This window comes from Deinococcus gobiensis I-0, assembly GCF_000252445.1.
In the GTDB taxonomy this organism is placed as follows: Bacteria; Deinococcota; Deinococci; order Deinococcales; family Deinococcaceae; genus Deinococcus; species Deinococcus gobiensis.
The window spans coordinates 2985001-2999996 of sequence record NC_017790.1 but is presented as its reverse complement, the minus strand read 5'-3'; the positions used below and the strand labels follow the sequence as shown (position 1 = coordinate 2999996).

Below are 14996 nucleotides of genomic sequence, written 5' to 3'. Positions count from 1 at the left end.
GCGCGTGCCCGCCTACGCCCTGCAACTGCTCGTCGCGCTGCTGCTGGCCGGACTGACGCTGGCCGTGTCCTATCCCCTGGCGCTGGGCGGGGGCCGCAGCGTAGACGCCCTGGACGCCTTTTTGCTGGTCTTCGCGCTGGTCAACCTGCGCCTGGCCTGGACCGCCGCCAACGCGGTGAACGGGGGCCGGGCGCCCGGCTGGTTCGTGGCCCTGGGGCTGCTGGTCGCGGCCCTGATCACCTGGGCGATGATCGGGGCGCTGACCCCGAAGTAGGGGAGGGCCGGGAGAAGGCCCCGTCCTAGCGGTATTCCACCAACAGGGGCAGGTGGTCGCTGCCCGCGTCCGGCAGGACCCGTGTGCGCACGGCGCGCAGTTCGCGGCTCATCTGGTGGTCGATGCGCAGTTTGAGGCTGGGAAAGGTCCAGCCCGGTCCCCGTCCGGCGCGGCCATGGGCGTCGGGCCCATAGGCGGCGCGCAGCTGCCGGTAGACCTGTCCGCGCGGCGGGGTGTTCAGGTCGCCGCCCAGCAGCAGCGGGCCCTGGGCGCGCGCCGCGAGGTCCAGCAGCACCTGGACCTGGGCCGCGCGCGCGTTGCGGGTGTGGCGCACCCGTTCCAGGTCGCCCGAGAGCAGGCTGGAGAGCATGACCGTACCCAGATGCGCGTTGACCACATTCAGCGGCTCGCCCTGCCAGCTCACGCGGGTCAGCAGGACCTCGCGGCGGTTCAGGGGCAGGTCGTAGCGCTGCACGTCCTGAAGGGGCAGGCGGCTGAGGGTCGTGACCTCGGCGGCGCGCGTCACGCTGTAGCCGGGCAGCAGCGACACGAGCTGCGCGTGGAATTCGGGCCGCGCGAAGTTGGCTTCCTGAAGCAGGACGAGGTCGGCGTCCGCCGCGTTGATGGCCCCGGCCAGCCGCTCGGGGGTGGTCTGCGTGCCGCTGCGCACGTTGTAGGTCAGCACCCGCAGGTCGCCGCCGCGCTGGAAATTCCAGTGGAACAGTCCCGCGCCCCAGGCGGCCAGCAGCGCGCCCAGCAGCGCCGGTCCCAGGCGGCGGCGGCGCCACAGGCACCAGGCCAGGACGAGCGGAGCGGGCAGCAGCCAGACCAGCGGCGGCGTATATGCGAGCAGCAGCGTGTAGACGGTCCGCTCACCCACCCATTCGCCCAGCGCCCAGATCAGGACGACCCCGATCAGGTAGGCCCAGGCGAGACGGGAACGCGGCATCGCCGGGCAGCCTGTCACATTTGGGTGAGAAAAAAGCCCCGGCGACCGCCTGTGCGGTGCCGGCCCGTTCAGGCGGTCAGCAGCCCGCGGACCAGCGCCTCCAGGCCGCGCCGGAACCCCCCCTGGTCGCCACTGGGCCCGAACTGACCGCCCAGGAACAGCAGGGTGTGGCCGTGGAGAAAGGCCCAGACGGCGACGGTCGCCCCAGTGTCGTCCGGCCGTCCGGTGACGGCGCTGACCTGTTCCAGCACGGTATTCCAGAGGTCCTTGAGGGGCCCGGCCGGGGCGTAGGGCCGCGCCGGGTCCAGCAGCAGCGCGTAGAGGTGGGGATGGGCGCGGGCGTAGGCATGGTAGGCCCCGGCCATCGCCAGCAGCCCGGCCTGCGGGTTCAGTCCGGCCGCCGCCCCGGCCATCGCCGCGCGCAGTTCCCGCGCCGCGATCTCCGTCAGGGCCGAGAGCAGGGCCGCGCGGTCGGCGTAGTGGCGGTACAGACTGCTGGGCCGCACCCCCAGTGCGTCGGCCAGGGGCCGCATGTTCAGTGCCTCGGGGCCGCCCCCCTCCAGCAGAACGCGGGCCTGCGTGGCGATGGCATCGGGCGTGAGTTTGGCTGGGTAAGGCATAGCGAACACTGTACGTCTTGACTTCATATATCTGAAGGCGTACGGTGTTCGCCATAAAGACGAACGAGTTTCGTCTTGAGGGAGACCCTGATGCGAATCACGCGGCACGGCCAGTTTCTGCACCTGCTCACCCGCCTCGGCCTCATGAACAGCGCCCTGGTACGCGAGGACGACGGCTTCACCCTCGTGGACACCGGCATCCCGGGATCGGCCCCGGCCCTCCTGAAAGCCGCCGCCGATCTGGGCGCACCCATCCGGCGCGTCGTGCTGACCCACGCCCACGACGACCATGTGGGCAGCCTGGACGCCCTGCACGCGGCGCTGCCGGAGGCCGAGGTCCTGATCTCGGGGCGCGATGCCCGGCTGCTGCGCGGCGACCTGGGCCTCGACCCCGGGGAACCGCAGACGCCGCTGCGGGGCGGGCTACGCGGCGCGAAGACGGCGCCCACCCGGCTGCTGCGCCTGGACGGCACCGACCGGGTCGGGCACCTGCGGGTCGTGCCGGCGCCGGGCCACACGCCGGGGCACGCCGCGCTGCTGGACACGCGCGACGGCACCCTGCTGTGCGGCGACGCCTTTCAGACCGTGGCGGGCGTCCGGGTATGCAGTGACCGCCGGGGGCTGTTTCCGCTGACCGCCTTCGCCACCTGGCACGCGCCCACCGCCCTGCACAGTGCCCAGGCGCTGGCCGACCTGCACCCCACGCGGCTCGTGCCCGGCCACGGCCGGGTCGTGGAAGACCCGGAAGCGGCGATGCGGCGTGCCGTGACCCGTGCCGGAGGGGTACAGGGCTGAGCCGCGCCCGGTGAGGCAAAGAAAGAGGGGAGGCCTATGCTCCCCTCTTATCGTCTGACCGGGGTCAGTGCCACTCGGCGGCGAGTGCGCGCACCTCTTCCTGCCGGGCGAGTTCCTGGCGCTGCACCTGCCCGATGGCGTCGGCCAGGGCTTCTTTCAGGTCGGCCAGGCCGATGTTGCGCAGGGCACTGACCGGAATGCCCTCGGTGCGCTCGCGTTCGCGGGCCAGCGTCTCCGGGTCGGCGGCGTCGGCCTTGTTCAGCGCGACGACGGTGGGCATGTCCACGAAGCCCAGCTCCTCCAGAATGCGGTTCACGGCGTCCAGGCGCGTGTCGGCGCCGGGGCCGGCGGCGTCCACCACATGCAGCAGCACGTCGGCGTCCCCGATCTCCTCCAGCGTCGAGCGGAAGGCCCGCGTGAGGTCCTTGGGCAGGTCGCGGATGAAGCCCACGGTGTCGGTCAGCACGACCGGCCCGATGCCCTCCAGGTAGCCCTGGCGGCTGGTGGGGCGCAGCGTGGCGAACAGCTTGTTCTCGGCCAGCACGCGCCGGGGTTCCTCGGCGGCGTGGGTGAAGGCGTTGAGCAGCGTGGACTTGCCCGCGTTGGTGTACCCCACGATGGAGACGACCGGCACGTCGTTGCGCTCGCGGCTCTTGCGGCGTTCCTCGCGGCGCTGGGCCACGCCCTCCAGTTGCTTTTCCAGGAAGGCGAGGCGGTCGTTGATGCGGCGGCGGTCGAGCTCCAGCTTGGTTTCGCCGGGGCCGCGCGTGCCGATGGCCCCGCCGCCCGCACTGCCCCCGCCGCCCCCGATGCGCGACAGGGCCGCGCCCGCGCCCAGCAGCCGGGGTTTCATGTAGCGCAGCTGCGCCAACTCGACCTGCAGGCGCGACTCGACGCCCTGCGCGTGCAGCGCGAAGATGTCCAGGATGAGCTGCGTGCGGTCGATGACCTTGAGGCCGGTGGCCGCCTCGATCTCGCGCGCCTGGGCCGGCCCGAGTTCCTGCCCGAAGATGAGCAGGTCGGCGTCGAGGTGGTAGGCGCGGCCGGTGAGTTCTTCGAGCTTGCCCGCCCCGACCAGCGTGCCGGGCTTGAGGTTGCGGCGGTAGATGAGTTCCTTGTAGACGACCTCGGCCCCGGCGGTGCGGGCCAGTTCGCCCAGTTCCTCCAGGCGCTCCTCGGCGTCGAATTCGCCCTGGTCGATCTGGACCAGCAGCGCGCGCTCGCGGTCCTTCTTGGCCTCGCGGGTGCTCGCGGCGCGGGCGATTTCCTCCTCGAGCGCCGAGACCTGCGCGCCCAGGTCGAACTCGTCGATCTGGAAGGCGGGCACGGGCGGCAGGATGCGCCAGTCTTCTTCCTCGCCGACCGTGCCGGGTGGGGTCAGGTGCGCCGTGTGCACGAGGCCGGGCTGGCCCTCGTTGCGCACCTCGATGGCCGACACGGCGTCCAGACGCTTGAGGAACAGGGTCGAGAGGTCGCCCTTGCTCAGCGCACCGCCGCGCGGGTGGGCGTGCAGCAGGTGGAAGCCCGCCAGCCGGTTCTCGCCCTGGCGCACCTCGGGCAGTTCGGCGGCCTTGGCGTCGGCCACGCTGACCGAGATCACGCGGCCCCGGCGGTCGATCAGGACACTGACCTCGCGCCGTACGTCGTTCGACAGTTCGGCGAGGTTGCGCGCCAGCTCCGGCGAGCCGACGCGGCCGGGCTCGATGCGGCGGCGGTACAGGTTACCCAGCGACTTGAGCTGGGCCGGGCGCAGGCCCGAAAGGTTGCCATGCACTTTATCTATAGAACTTCACTTCCTTTGAAGGGGAGGGTGTCGCAGGGTAGAGAGCACTCGGCACGCCGTCCAGCCCGCCCGGAACCGTGTCCGCGCGGAGAGGGAAGACACGCCTCTGTCATTGCCCCTATTCTAAAACTTCGGGGCTGACGCGACCGTGTGTCTTTACTTGATGTTCTTGATCATCGTGCCCCCAGGGTAGGGGAGGCGGCGCGGCAGACACATCGGCCGGGTGGCCTAGGGGTGCTCGGCCGTCACCTGACCGAGCGTGAAGAGGGCGCGCTCCACAATCTCGGGGTTGGTGCGCCAGTAGTACGGCAGGGCCAGCAGCGCCTTGGCGAGCGCCAGCGCGCGGCCCCGCGCCCGAGTCGCGTCGTCGGGGGCCAGGGCGCGCAGGTAGGCTGCCCGCGCCTGCTCGCCGAAAGTGTTCCAGGCGGGCATGAGGTCCACCGCCGGGTCGTCGAGCCGCAGGCCGAAGTCCAGTACGGCGGCCAGCCGGCCCTCCCGCAGCAGCAGGTTGTTGGCGTGCAGGTCGCCGTGGACCACAACCGGAGTGGCGCTCCAGCCTGGCAGCGCCTGTGCCCGTTCCCAGACCTCGGCGGCCCGGCGCCAGGTCTCGGGCGGCAGGAGGTCGGCCGACTGCGCCAGGGCGCGGCGCACAGGGGGGCCGAGGTCCGGCAGCGTCCGTTCGGGGGCCTCGGCGCGGGGCAGTCCGGCCAGGTCAGTGGCACGCAGAGCCAGCACGAAGGCCGCGAGCCCCCCGGCCAGGGTCACGTCGCCCTGCACGCCGGCCAGGGTCGCCGTCTTGCCCGGCAGCCAGCGGTAGATACCCCAGGGCCAGGGATAGCCCTCGCCGGGGCCGCCCAGCGCGAGCGGCTGCGGCGTCTCCAGCGGCAGAGCTGGGGTCAGCCGGGGCAGCCACGTCAGGTCGCGTTCCACCTGCCCCACCGCCCAGCCGATGCGGGGCAAGCGGGCCAGCAGGCCGTCTCCCACCCGGTACAGGGCGTGGTCGGTGCCCCAGGAGGTCAGGGGGCGCACCGCCTCGCCGGTCCACTGCGGAAACTGCGCGGCGAGCAGGCGGCGCACGAGGTCGCTGCTCGTCTCCTGCTCGCCCTCATGCATCCGGCCCGGGGTCATGGGCCGAGTCTAGAGGGGCGTAGGGGCAGGGACACGCGCCAGGTGGCCTATAGAATCCGGGGTATGGCAGAGGTGCAGCCCCAGGTCTTCGGAACGAAAAAGAGCAAGGAAACGCGCGCCGCCGAGCGGTTTTTCAAGGAGCGCCGCGTCAAGATCCATTTCGTGGACCTGAACGAGCGGCCCATCGCCAAGGGAGAGCTGACCCGCTTCGTGCAGAAGTTCGGCCTGAACGCCCTGCTTGACCTGGAGGGCAAGGCCTACGAGCGCAGCAACCTGGCCTACCTGCGCACCACCGAGGAAAGCGTCATTGCCCGCATCATCGAGACGCCCGAACTGCTGAAGCTGCCGCTGGTGCGCGCCGGCAAGGTCCTGACGGTAGGCGAGGACCCGGCCGGCTGGGCACAGATGCTGGAGGACTGAGAAACCCCGCGAAGGGGGCTCAGTCTTCCCACTCGCTCATGGGCACGAAGTCCACGCCCTCGCCGCTCACGCCGGTCACGTTGTACTTCTTGTCGAACTGCACGAGCAGCTCGCCCCGGTCGAAGTGCTGCGGCGAAACCACCGGCTTGCGGAACATGTGGTTGCCGTCGTCGTCGATGCCGATATGGGCCCCCTTGGTGAAGCGGAACTCGACCACCTCGCCGTGGGCACGGGTGCGGACCCTCACGCGGTAGGTCTGCGGGTCGTCCTGCTTGACGTAGAGGTTGGGCGCGGGGCGGCGAAACAGGTTGAACATAGGGGCGGGGCCTCCGGTGGGGGAAGTCAGAGCGTCTGGAGCAGCCGCGTCAGCAGCCGCACGTGGTCGGGCCAGCGGTCGAGCCGCACATGCTCGTGCGCGGCGTGGGCGCCGTCACCCGGCGCGCCCAGGCCGTCGAGGGTCGGCGCGAGGGGCGCCGTGAAGTTGCCGTCGCTGCCGCCCCCCACGACCTCGTGCCCGATCTCGAAGCCCAGCTCGGCGGCCAGCGCCCGCGCCTGCCCGAACAGGGCGAGGGTGTCGGGGCCCTGCTCGAAGGGGGGGCGGTTCAGGCCGCCCGTGACTTCCACGGTGACGCGCGGGTCGCTCGGCCGCCAGGCCTGGATGGCCGCCGTGACGCGCTCGGCCTCGGCCAGGGTCGAGACGCGCAGGTCGAAGTCCACGCGGCACTCGGCCGGAATCACGTTCACAGCCCCCCCGCCCGCGATGCGCCCGGCGCTGACCGTGGTGCCCACCTCGGGGCGGGCGAGGGCCTGCACCGCCAGCACGGCCTCGGCGGCGGCCGTCACGGCACTCGCGCCGTCGGTCGGGCGGTTGCCCGCATGGCTGGACACCCCGCGCAGGTGCAGCGTGAAGTCGCCCGTCCCCTTGCGCCCGGTCTTGAGGTTATGGCTGTCGGCCACTGGCGGCTCGACCACCAGCACGGCGCGCGCCCGCCGGGCCGCCGCCTCGATATGAAGGCGGCTGCTGTCGCTGCCCGTCTCCTCGTCGGGCGAGATCAGGATGCGCAGGCCGCCTTCCGGCCACGCGCCGCCCAGCGCCCGCAGGGCGTGGAACAGGCCCACGATGCCCGCCTTCATGTCGTAGGTGCCGGGGCCGTACAGCCGCTCGTCCTCCTGGCGCCAGGGCATGGTCTCCAGCGTGCCGTGCGGCCACACGGTATCGGCGTGGGTCAGGGCCAGCAGATACGGTCCCTCGCCCACCCCGAAGTCGAAGACCCGCGTGCCGCCGGGCAGGGCGTGCGTCACGGCCCCGAGGTCGCGCGCCCAGTGTTCGGCCACGCCCATCACGCGCGAGATGGCCACGGGGTCGGTCGAGGGCGACTCGATCTCGACCAGGGCGCGCAGGTCGCGCAGCATGGCCGCGAGGTCGGGCCGGGCAGAGTCGGCAGTCATGCCGCGCATGCTACCCCCAGGGGCCATGAGACGCCGCCGCCAGGGCGGGCCCGGCGGCGGCAGACGAGACGTGGCGAGGGGAAGCTCAGGCCAGCAGGTCGATCTGCTGGGGGTTGGCGCGCAGGACCACGCGGCCCTTGAGGTACAGGTCGTTGAGGGCCTGCGAGCCGAAGATGCGGCCCAGGCGGGTGCTGGTCAGTTCGATATTGCGTGTGCCCAGGCGCAGCCGCACGACGTCGATGGTGCCGGGAACCCAGGTGCAGGACAGTTCTTGCATGACAGACCTCCTGTTGGGAGAGAAAGAAGGCGGAACGAGGGGACGAAGCGTTGGAGTGGCCCCGCAGGGACACCCGACGGATTGTGCATGCACCGGCACGGAGCGGACTCCGACCCGGGACGGACCAGGAAAACTTGGTAAGACCAGCGTAAGCTTCGGAGATGCGAGGAATGGGAGAGAAGTCTCCATCGGCATTGAGCCGGGATTTAACTTCCGCGTGCTGGACGGCGGGTCAGCGCCTGGACGCTGTCTCGGGGCCTGCGCCGTGCTTGACTGGGGCACATGACTTCCACTGCTCAGAAGGACGGCCCCCGGCCCGGTCCCGACTCGCTGCTGGCCCTGCGTTTTCCGTCCGACCCGCAGCTCAGCCCGGACGGGCGGCAGGTCGCCTACGTCCTCTCGCGGGTCGAGGAGGAGGAGCCGCGTAAGCCCGACGCCGATTTCGCCCGGCCGCGCTACCGCTCGCACCTGTGGCTGGCCGGGGCCGGGGGCGAGGCGCGGCCGCTCACGCACGGCGAAGCGGGCCGGGGCGACAGCTCGCCGCGCTGGTCGCCCGACGGGCAGACGCTGGCCTTCGTGCGCACGGCGGGCGAGGTCAAGGGCGCGCTGATGCTCCTACCGCTCGCCGGGGGTGAGGCGCGGCGGGTCACGCATTTCCTTCAGGGTGTGCAGAACGTGCAGTGGAGCCCGGACGGGCGCTTCATCGCCTTTTTCAGTGGCGGCGACGAGCAGGACAAGCGTGACGAGCGCGGCGAGGCCCGCGTCATCACCCGCCCGCGCTACCGCTTCAACGGCCGCGACTGGCTGCCCGAATCGCCCGCGCGGCTGTGGCGCTACGAACTGGCGACCGGCGAGCTGAGCGAGTGGCACGCGCCCGAAATCGAGCCGGGAGCCTACGCCTGGCTGCCCGACTCGGGCGGGGTGCTGTTCGTGTCGAGCACCGACGAGCGCGCCGCCTACGAGTGGCGCAACGAGGTCTACCGCCTGGACCTGGAGGGCCGCGTCACGCAGCTCACGGCCTGGGACGCCGCCCTCCAGACGGTCATTCCGCACCCGGACGGCGAACGCTTCGCGGTGGTGGGCCGCCCGAGCGGCAAGGGCAACACCGAGAACGTGCACCTGTACCTGATCGGGCCCGGAAACGAGGTCACGCGGCTCGACGAGGGCCACGACCACCCGGTCGGCGGCGCGGTGGGCGGCGACTGCCACGTGGGCGCCCTGCCCGAGAAGCCGGTATGGCTCGACGGCGACACGCTGCTGTTCACGAGCACGGTGCGCGGCAGCGTGGGCCTGTTCACAGCGACGGTGGGGGGGCAGGTCCACGCGCACGACCACGACCCCCAGGGCGTGATCTCGGCCTTCACGGCGTCCTCGGGCGGCGTGGCCCTCATCCGCGAGTCGGCCACCCGCTTCCCCGAGGTGGAGCTGAACGGGATGCCCGTGACCGACCTCAACGCCGACCTGCCCTTCGCGGCCCTTTCCCCCCAGCGCGTGACTTTCACGAACGAACTGGGCGAGGGCGAGGGCTGGGTGCTGCTGCCCGGCGAGCTGGCCGAGGGGCAACAGGTGCCCGCCCTGCTGAATATCCACGGCGGGCCGCACACCGACTACGGTTACGGTTTCACGCACGAGTTCCAGCTGCTCGCGGCGCGGGGCTACGGCGTGTGCTACAGCAACCCGCGCGGCAGCGTCGGCTACGGGCAGGCCTGGGTGGACGCCATCCACGGCCGCTGGGGCACGGTGGACCAGGACGACCTGCTGGCCTTCTTCGACCGCTGCCTGGAGACGGTGCCGGCCCTGGACCCGGCCAGGACCGCCGTCATGGGGGGCAGCTACGGCGGCTTCATGACGAACTGGATCACCGCGCACACGGACCGCTTCCAGGCCGCCATCACCGACCGCAGCATCTGCAACCTGATCTCCTTCGGGGGTACCTCCGACATCGGGCTGCGCTTCTGGGTGGACGAGCTGGGCCTGAATTTCGCCCGCCGCGCCGACGCCGCCAGACTCTGGGACCTCTCGCCGCTGCAATACGTCGAGAACGTCACGACGCCCACCCTCATCGTCCACTCGGTCCTCGACCACCGCTGCCCGGTCGAGCAGGCCGAGCAGTGGTACGCGGCCCTGACCCTGAACGGCGTGCCGACCCGCTTCGTGCGCTTTCCCGGCGAGGACCACGAACTGTCGCGCTCGGGGCGCCCGGACCGGCGGCTCAAGCGCCTGGAGGAATACCTCGGCTGGCTGGAGCGCTGGCTGTAAGGCTGTCAGGAGGATGTGGGGGGAGGGGTCCGGCCAGCACCTGCCGTAAGACCCCGTCCTCCCTTCCCCGCTAGAGTCGCGGGCGTGTCCCTGTTCGCCAACCTCGTCTCGCGCCGGCCCTGGCTGGTGCTGCTCGTGTGGGTGCTGGCCGCGCTCGCCAGCCTGCCCTTCGCCCTGCGCGCGCCCCCGGCCCTGAGTGCCGACCCCGGTCGCCTCGTCAATTCGGAGAGCGCGCGGGTCACCGCCCTGCTGCAAGACCGCTTCGGCGAGCGCGATACGAACACGGCCGTGCTCGTCACGCGCAGCAGCCCGCCGCTGACCACCGCGCAGGGCCGCGCGGCCTACGACCGTTTCGTACGGGGGCTGGAGGCGGTGCCGGGCGTGACCCGCGTGCTGGCCGCCGATACGGCTGCCGGGGCCGGCGCGGCCGTGCCCACCCGGAATGCGGACGGTACCCTGGCCCTGACCATCGCCCAGATTCCGCTGCTGGACGGCGCGACCGAGACCCTGGCGCGGATTCGGGCCTACGCGCGCTCGGCCGAGTCGGCGGCGCTGGACGTGCGCGTGACCGGCGGGCAGGCCGTCGCCGACGACTTCACGACCTACGCCGAGGCCGACACCAAGCGCAGCGAGTTCGCCGCCCTGCCGCTGACCGGGCTGGTGCTGCTGCTCGTGTTCGGGGCGCTGGTGGCCGCCGGGCTGCCCCTGGTGACCAGCGTCCTGAGCGTCACCGTGGCGATGGCCGGGCTGTACGGCCTGACCCGCGTGATGGAGGTCAGTACCTTCGCCCAGAGTGTGATCACCATGCTGGGCCTGGGGGCGGGCATCGACTACGCCCTGCTCACGGTCAACCGCTTCCGCGAGGAGCTGACCCGCGACGGCGATTCGCGCGCGGCGGCGGCGCGCACCGTGCGCACGGCGGGGCGCAGCGTGGCCTTCAGCGGCCTGACGGTCGCGGTGGCGATGGCGGGCCTCATCGTGCCGCCGCTGACCTTCGTGCGCAGCATCGGCATCGGGGGGGTGCTGGCCGTGCTGCTCACGGTGCTGGCGAGCGTGACCGTGCTGCCCGCCCTGCTGGCGCTGCTGGGCGAGCGGGTCAACAGCCCCCGGCGCCTGCGCCTGAACTGGGCCCAGACCTGGGCGCAGAGCGGCGCGGCCTCGGCCGGCTGGACCGCCTTCGCCCGGCGCGTCACCGCTCGGCCCTGGGTCGGGCTGGTGCTGGGCACGGGGCTGCTGCTGGTGCTCGCGGCCCCCGCCCTCCAGATGCGGACCGGCTACGCGGGGGCCTGGGGGCTGGCGCCCGGCGTCGAGAGCCGCGACGCCCTCCAGGACGTGCGCGCGCTCGGGGCGGGCGGGCTGCTGAGCCAGTTCGAGGTCGTGCTGGACCTGGAGGGCCGGCGCTACGGCGCGCAGGACCGCGCCCGCTTCCAGGCCGTCACCGAACAGCTCCGGGCCCTGAGCGGCGTGCGCGGCGTCCTGAGTCCCTTCCTGACCCCGGCCGATCTGGCAGCGGCCGGAAGCGGCACCGACGCCCTGGGGGCCGTGAGCGCCCTGAACCGCCGCTCGTTCAGCGCCGACCGCACGCTGCTGCGCCTGACCGTCATCCCCACGACCGACCTGCGTGCCGACCGGGTGGACGCCTTCGAGGCCCGGCTGCGCGGGGTACTCGACGCCAGCGGCTACCGCTACCTGCTGGGCGGAGCGCCGGTCGGCGGGCGCGAGTTCAGCGCGGCCATCACCGACACGCTGCCGACCATCGTCGCGGCCGTGTTCGCGGGCACCTTCGTGCTGCTGCTGCTGGCCTTCCGCAGCCTGCTCATCCCCCTCAAGAGCCTGCTCGCCAACGCCCTGACGGTGGGCGCGGCGGCCGGGGTCGTCACCCTCATCGTGCAGGGTGGTGTCCTGGCCGGGCCGCTGGGCATCCCACAGGACGTGGGCGTACTCGACGCCTCGCTGCCGGTGCTGCTCTTCGCGGTGATGTTCGGCTTGAGCATGGACTACGAGATTTTCCTGCTCTCGCGCGTGCAGGAGGAGTACCTCGCGGGCGCCAGCAACGACGAGGCGGTCGTGCGGGCGGTCGGCCACACGGCGCGCATCATCACGTCGGCGGCGATCATCATGTTCATCGTCTTCACGGCCTTCATGATCGGCCGCGTCGTCGCCACCAAGAGCATCGGCCTGGGGCTGGCGGTCGCGGTGGTCCTCGACGCCACGCTCGTGCGCCTCATCCTCGTGCCCTGCTTCCTCAAGGTGGCGGGCGACTGGAACTGGTGGCTGCCCGCGTGGCTGGGGCGCCGGTTGCCGCACGTCCGCCTGGAACACTGAGGGGAGGGCACGGGCAAAAGGGCCGGGGAAAAGTTCCGCCGGCCCTTTTGCATCGCCTCGCCGTCTCTCCCCGCCCCGCGCCCGTCAGTCCCGCTCGACCACGGTTCCGCGCGTGTCGATCCCGAAGTCCATGACCCGGCCCGTCAGCCCGTTGCGGGCCATTACGCCGTTCAGGTAGGCGTGCAGCGGCGCGGTGGACCCACGCGTGTCATGGAAGCACAGTACGGTCGGCCCCGCGCCGCTCAGGGCCGCGCCCAGCGCGCCGTACTCGTGCGCGCTTTCCAGGATGTCGCTCAGGCCCGGCACCAGCGGCGCGCGCCACACCTGATGAATGTAGTCCTGCATGGCGTGCCGCAGCAGGTCCAGCCGGCCCTGGGCCAGCGCAGCGGCCAGCAGCGCGGCGTGCGACAGGGCGTGGACCGCGTCGGCGCGGCTGTACTCGCGCGGCAGCACGGCGCGCGCCTTGCTCGTCGAGAGCTCGAAATCGGGGACGAGCACCGTCACGCCCAGGTTCGCCGGGGGGTCCAGCCGCACGTAGTGGGTGCCCAGCTTGTCCAGCGTGGCGACCACGATGCCCCCGAACAGCGCCGGGGCCACGTTGTCGGGGTGGCCCTCCTCGCGGGCGGCCACGTCCAGCACCACCTCGTCGGTCAGTGGCCGCCCCAGCAGTTCGTTGCCCGCCACGATGCCCGCGACCAGGGCGGCGGCGCTGCTTCCCAGACCCCGGGCCAGCGGCACGTCCGTCCAGATCTCCACCCGCGCCGGGGGTAGGGGCTGCCCGGCCCGCCGCGCCGCGAGCAGCATCGCCCGGTACACGTAGTTGCTCTCGTCGGCGGGTGTGCCTTCCAGCTCCGGCCCCAGCGGCACGACCTCGGTCACGTCCTGCGGCGTCACGCGCAGGGTGGTATGCAGTGGCACGCTCAGCCCCAGGCTGTCGAAACCCGGCCCCAGGTTGGCGCTGCTGGCCGGGGCGCGCACCGTGAAGCTCCCGGTCACGGTCGGCCTCCGCCGCAGGCTCCCGGTCCGGGGGTCCGGCGGGTCGGGTCGGCGGCGGTGGGCAGTCGGTACACAGGGCAGTCGGGCATAGGGTGGGGGCCTCCAGAAAACGTCACCTTCAGGGGAGCGTCTGCGGTCATGGTAGCGGGCCGCCTGTCTCCGGACGCGTCCTGACCGAGACAAATCGGCCCGCGATTTCGACAGAAACGCGTCAGGAATAAATGTCCCGGTCAGCTACCCGGAGCCTCACCTTAAGCCCATGCCCCCCGGTCCTTACCTGCCCTTCGCTCCCCCTTGAGAATGTAGCCCGCCCAACATTGAGGGGGGGGCGCCCGGCTCATGCTGCCTCCATCAAGACCGGCCAGGAAGCGCGAAAGCGCCGACAGGACCGAACAAAACCATCACAGTACAGGAGGAAACATCATGGGTTGGATCATCACTATTCTGGTTGGCGCACTCGTCGGTTGGCTCGCAAGCATGATCATGAAGACGGACGCCCAGCAGGGTGCGGTCGCCAACATCCTCATCGGCATCGTGGGCAGCCTCCTCGCGCAGGTCGTCTTCGGCAACTGGCTCCAGATCGGCGGCGCGTACGCGGCGGGCGGCGGCTTCAATTTCTTGAGCATCGTGTGGGGTGTGGTGGGCAGCATCGTGCTGATCGCCATCCTCAAGGCCCTGCGCGTCCTGCGATAAGCCCACGGCCTTTCCGGACCGGGCGCCCATGTGGCGTCCGGTTTTTCGTGTGGTCCGGCGGGCGCCTGGGCCACCGTTTCGCCGCCCGGATGTGCTACAGTCGGAAGGCTTGTCTGCGCCGGTCCGGCGCGGCAGACGCCCCCACACCCACCGGCGGCTCCCGGGTTCCGGCCCAGAGCCACCCGGGCGGGCGAATCCCAGCGGGCGCGGCCCCCGGACCATCTGGCGGCCCAGACTCAAGAAGGAGAAGAAGAACATGGCGAAAGTGTGCGAAGTGTGCGGTAAGGGGCCGATTGTCGTGAACGCGGTGACGCGCCGTGGTAAGGCCCGCGCGGCCGGCGGCGTGGGTCGCAAGACCACCGGGATCACCAAGCGGGTCCAGAAGCCCAACCTCCAGCCCCTGACGGTGGCGCGCGGCGGCGTGAGCCTGCGTCTGCGCGTGTGCACCAAGTGCCGCAAGAGCCTGGTCTAAGGCGGAGCCCTACAGGACAGCCCCCAGCCTTCGTGGCCGGGGGCTGTTTTCGTGACGTGGGGCAGGCAGGGACTCAGGCCTTCTTGCGGTCCGGCAGCAGGCTGCTGATCAGCAGGAGCAGCGTGCCCAGCACCACGCACATGTCCGCCACGTTGAAGATGGGAAAGTCGGTGCCGTTGATGGCCCGCGTCACGGCACTCAGAAAGGGCGCGTGGATCATATCGGTCACGCGCCCCGCCCGCAGTCCGTCGATGGCGTTGCCGATGGCTCCGGCCGAGATCATGCTCAGCAGCACGCTCAGCAGCCGGGGCTGGGGACGCAGGTACAGGTACACCAGGATGCCTGCGCCCACCAGCAGCCGTGCCAGGGCCAGGGGGGCCGCGCTGCCACTGAACATGCTCCAGGCCGCGCCCGTATTGAAGGTCAGCACCCAGTCCAGCAGACCCGGAATCACCGGAATGGCGGGCTGGCCGAGGCGCAGATTCGACAGCGCCCACGCCTTGAGGGCCTGATCGGCTCCGACCAGGACAAGGACGATGGCAAGCAGGACCCAGAA

At 71.6% G+C, this 14996-nt stretch carries 16 protein-coding genes (1 of these 16 running past the window's edge); 7 read left to right on the top strand and 9 right to left on the bottom strand.

The window, feature by feature from the left end; all coding sequences use genetic code 11:
- The first annotated feature begins 4 nt into the window (after positions 1–4).
- On the top strand, positions 5–274 hold the full coding sequence (locus DGO_RS14360) for a hypothetical protein (RefSeq protein ID WP_043802633.1): 270 nt from the start codon (positions 5–7) through the stop codon (positions 272–274).
- A 25-nt stretch (positions 275–299) separates the two neighbouring features.
- On the opposite strand, the gene DGO_RS14355 is transcribed toward DGO_RS14360, so the two are convergent.
- Positions 300–1223, bottom strand: coding sequence for an endonuclease/exonuclease/phosphatase family protein (locus DGO_RS14355; RefSeq protein WP_014686230.1), 924 nt, complete (start codon positions 1221–1223; stop codon positions 300–302).
- A gap of 68 nt (positions 1224–1291) precedes the next feature.
- Positions 1292–1843, bottom strand: coding sequence for a TetR/AcrR family transcriptional regulator (locus DGO_RS14350; RefSeq protein WP_043802629.1), 552 nt, complete (start codon positions 1841–1843; stop codon positions 1292–1294).
- 90 nt (positions 1844–1933) lie between these two features.
- Between DGO_RS14350 and DGO_RS14345 the strand changes: the two genes are divergently transcribed.
- Positions 1934–2638 carry an MBL fold metallo-hydrolase gene (locus DGO_RS14345; RefSeq protein WP_043802625.1) on the top strand — a complete coding sequence of 235 codons (705 nt, stop codon included), beginning with the start codon at positions 1934–1936 and terminating at the stop codon, positions 2636–2638.
- A 64-nt stretch (positions 2639–2702) separates the two neighbouring features.
- Here the strand turns inward: DGO_RS14345 and hflX are convergent, their stop codons facing one another.
- Complete coding sequence (hflX, locus tag DGO_RS14340) at positions 2703–4412, bottom strand: GTPase HflX (protein WP_014686227.1); 1710 nt, start codon at positions 4410–4412, stop codon at positions 2703–2705.
- 237 nt (positions 4413–4649) lie between these two features.
- On the bottom strand, positions 4650–5549 hold the full coding sequence (locus DGO_RS14335; RefSeq protein WP_014686225.1) for an aminoglycoside phosphotransferase family protein: 900 nt from the start codon (positions 5547–5549) through the stop codon (positions 4650–4652).
- Positions 5550–5612: 63 nt separating this feature from the next.
- Here DGO_RS14335 and DGO_RS14330 point away from each other — a divergent pair, with 63 nt between their 5' ends.
- Positions 5613–5969 (top strand): ArsC/Spx/MgsR family protein, encoded by a 357-nt coding sequence (locus DGO_RS14330; RefSeq protein ID WP_014686224.1) that lies wholly within the window; start codon positions 5613–5615, stop codon positions 5967–5969.
- Between the two features lie 19 nt (positions 5970–5988).
- On the opposite strand, the gene DGO_RS14325 is transcribed toward DGO_RS14330, so the two are convergent.
- The 3 genes from DGO_RS14325 to DGO_RS14315 all read right to left on the bottom strand — a co-directional run bounded on the left by DGO_RS14325 (position 5989) and on the right by DGO_RS14315 (position 7695).
- On the bottom strand, positions 5989–6285 hold the full coding sequence (locus tag DGO_RS14325; protein ID WP_014686223.1) for a hypothetical protein: 297 nt from the start codon (positions 6283–6285) through the stop codon (positions 5989–5991).
- Between the two features lie 26 nt (positions 6286–6311).
- The gene (locus DGO_RS14320; RefSeq protein ID WP_043802617.1) at positions 6312–7427 is read right to left on the bottom strand and encodes a M20 family metallopeptidase; all 1116 of its coding nucleotides are present in this window, start codon (positions 7425–7427) and stop codon (positions 6312–6314) included.
- Positions 7428–7503: 76 nt separating this feature from the next.
- On the bottom strand, positions 7504–7695 hold the full coding sequence (locus DGO_RS14315; protein ID WP_014686221.1) for a hypothetical protein: 192 nt from the start codon (positions 7693–7695) through the stop codon (positions 7504–7506).
- A 282-nt stretch (positions 7696–7977) separates the two neighbouring features.
- Here DGO_RS14315 and DGO_RS14310 point away from each other — a divergent pair, with 282 nt between their 5' ends.
- Positions 7978–9954, top strand: coding sequence for a S9 family peptidase (locus tag DGO_RS14310; RefSeq protein WP_014686220.1), 1977 nt, complete (start codon positions 7978–7980; stop codon positions 9952–9954).
- An 84-nt stretch (positions 9955–10038) separates the two neighbouring features.
- Positions 10039–12279, top strand: coding sequence for an MMPL family transporter (locus DGO_RS14305; RefSeq protein ID WP_043802613.1), 2241 nt, complete (start codon positions 10039–10041; stop codon positions 12277–12279).
- An 84-nt stretch (positions 12280–12363) separates the two neighbouring features.
- Here DGO_RS14305 and thrB read toward each other — a convergent pair whose 3' ends face one another.
- Complete coding sequence (gene thrB, locus DGO_RS14300; RefSeq protein ID WP_014686218.1) at positions 12364–13275, bottom strand: homoserine kinase; 912 nt, start codon at positions 13273–13275, stop codon at positions 12364–12366.
- Positions 13276–13698: 423 nt separating this feature from the next.
- Here thrB and DGO_RS14295 point away from each other — a divergent pair, with 423 nt between their 5' ends.
- Both DGO_RS14295 and rpmB read left to right on the top strand, forming a co-directional pair.
- On the top strand, positions 13699–13968 hold the full coding sequence (locus DGO_RS14295) for a GlsB/YeaQ/YmgE family stress response membrane protein (RefSeq protein ID WP_014686217.1): 270 nt from the start codon (positions 13699–13701) through the stop codon (positions 13966–13968).
- Between the two features lie 256 nt (positions 13969–14224).
- On the top strand, positions 14225–14440 hold the full coding sequence (gene rpmB, locus DGO_RS14290) for a 50S ribosomal protein L28 (RefSeq protein WP_014686216.1): 216 nt from the start codon (positions 14225–14227) through the stop codon (positions 14438–14440).
- Between the two features lie 73 nt (positions 14441–14513).
- On the opposite strand, the gene lspA is transcribed toward rpmB, so the two are convergent.
- Positions 14514–14996, bottom strand: partial view of a signal peptidase II gene (gene lspA, locus DGO_RS14285; protein ID WP_014686215.1) — the 3' portion only. 36 nt of this gene lie beyond the right edge of the window; only the last 483 of its 519 coding nucleotides appear in the window; its start codon lies off the right edge, out of view — the gene reads right to left on this strand; its stop codon occupies positions 14514–14516.

Coding starts and splice junctions, on each gene's coding strand:
- DGO_RS14310 (WP_014686220.1), top strand. CDS start 7,978: ATGACTTCCACTGCTCAGAAGGACGGCCCCCGGCCCGGTCCCGACTCG.
- DGO_RS14330 (WP_014686224.1), top strand. CDS start 5,613: ATGGCAGAGGTGCAGCCCCAGGTCTTCGGAACGAAAAAGAGCAAGGAA.
- DGO_RS14335 (WP_014686225.1), bottom strand. CDS start 5,549: ATGACCCCGGGCCGGATGCATGAGGGCGAGCAGGAGACGAGCAGCGAC.
- DGO_RS14315 (WP_014686221.1), bottom strand. CDS start 7,695: ATGCAAGAACTGTCCTGCACCTGGGTTCCCGGCACCATCGACGTCGTG.
- DGO_RS14320 (WP_043802617.1), bottom strand. CDS start 7,427: ATGCGCGGCATGACTGCCGACTCTGCCCGGCCCGACCTCGCGGCCATG.
- DGO_RS14345 (WP_043802625.1), top strand. CDS start 1,934: ATGCGAATCACGCGGCACGGCCAGTTTCTGCACCTGCTCACCCGCCTC.
- rpmB (WP_014686216.1), top strand. CDS start 14,225: ATGGCGAAAGTGTGCGAAGTGTGCGGTAAGGGGCCGATTGTCGTGAAC.
- DGO_RS14295 (WP_014686217.1), top strand. CDS start 13,699: ATGGGTTGGATCATCACTATTCTGGTTGGCGCACTCGTCGGTTGGCTC.
- DGO_RS14325 (WP_014686223.1), bottom strand. CDS start 6,285: ATGTTCAACCTGTTTCGCCGCCCCGCGCCCAACCTCTACGTCAAGCAG.
- DGO_RS14350 (WP_043802629.1), bottom strand. CDS start 1,843: ATGCCTTACCCAGCCAAACTCACGCCCGATGCCATCGCCACGCAGGCC.
- DGO_RS14355 (WP_014686230.1), bottom strand. CDS start 1,223: ATGCCGCGTTCCCGTCTCGCCTGGGCCTACCTGATCGGGGTCGTCCTG.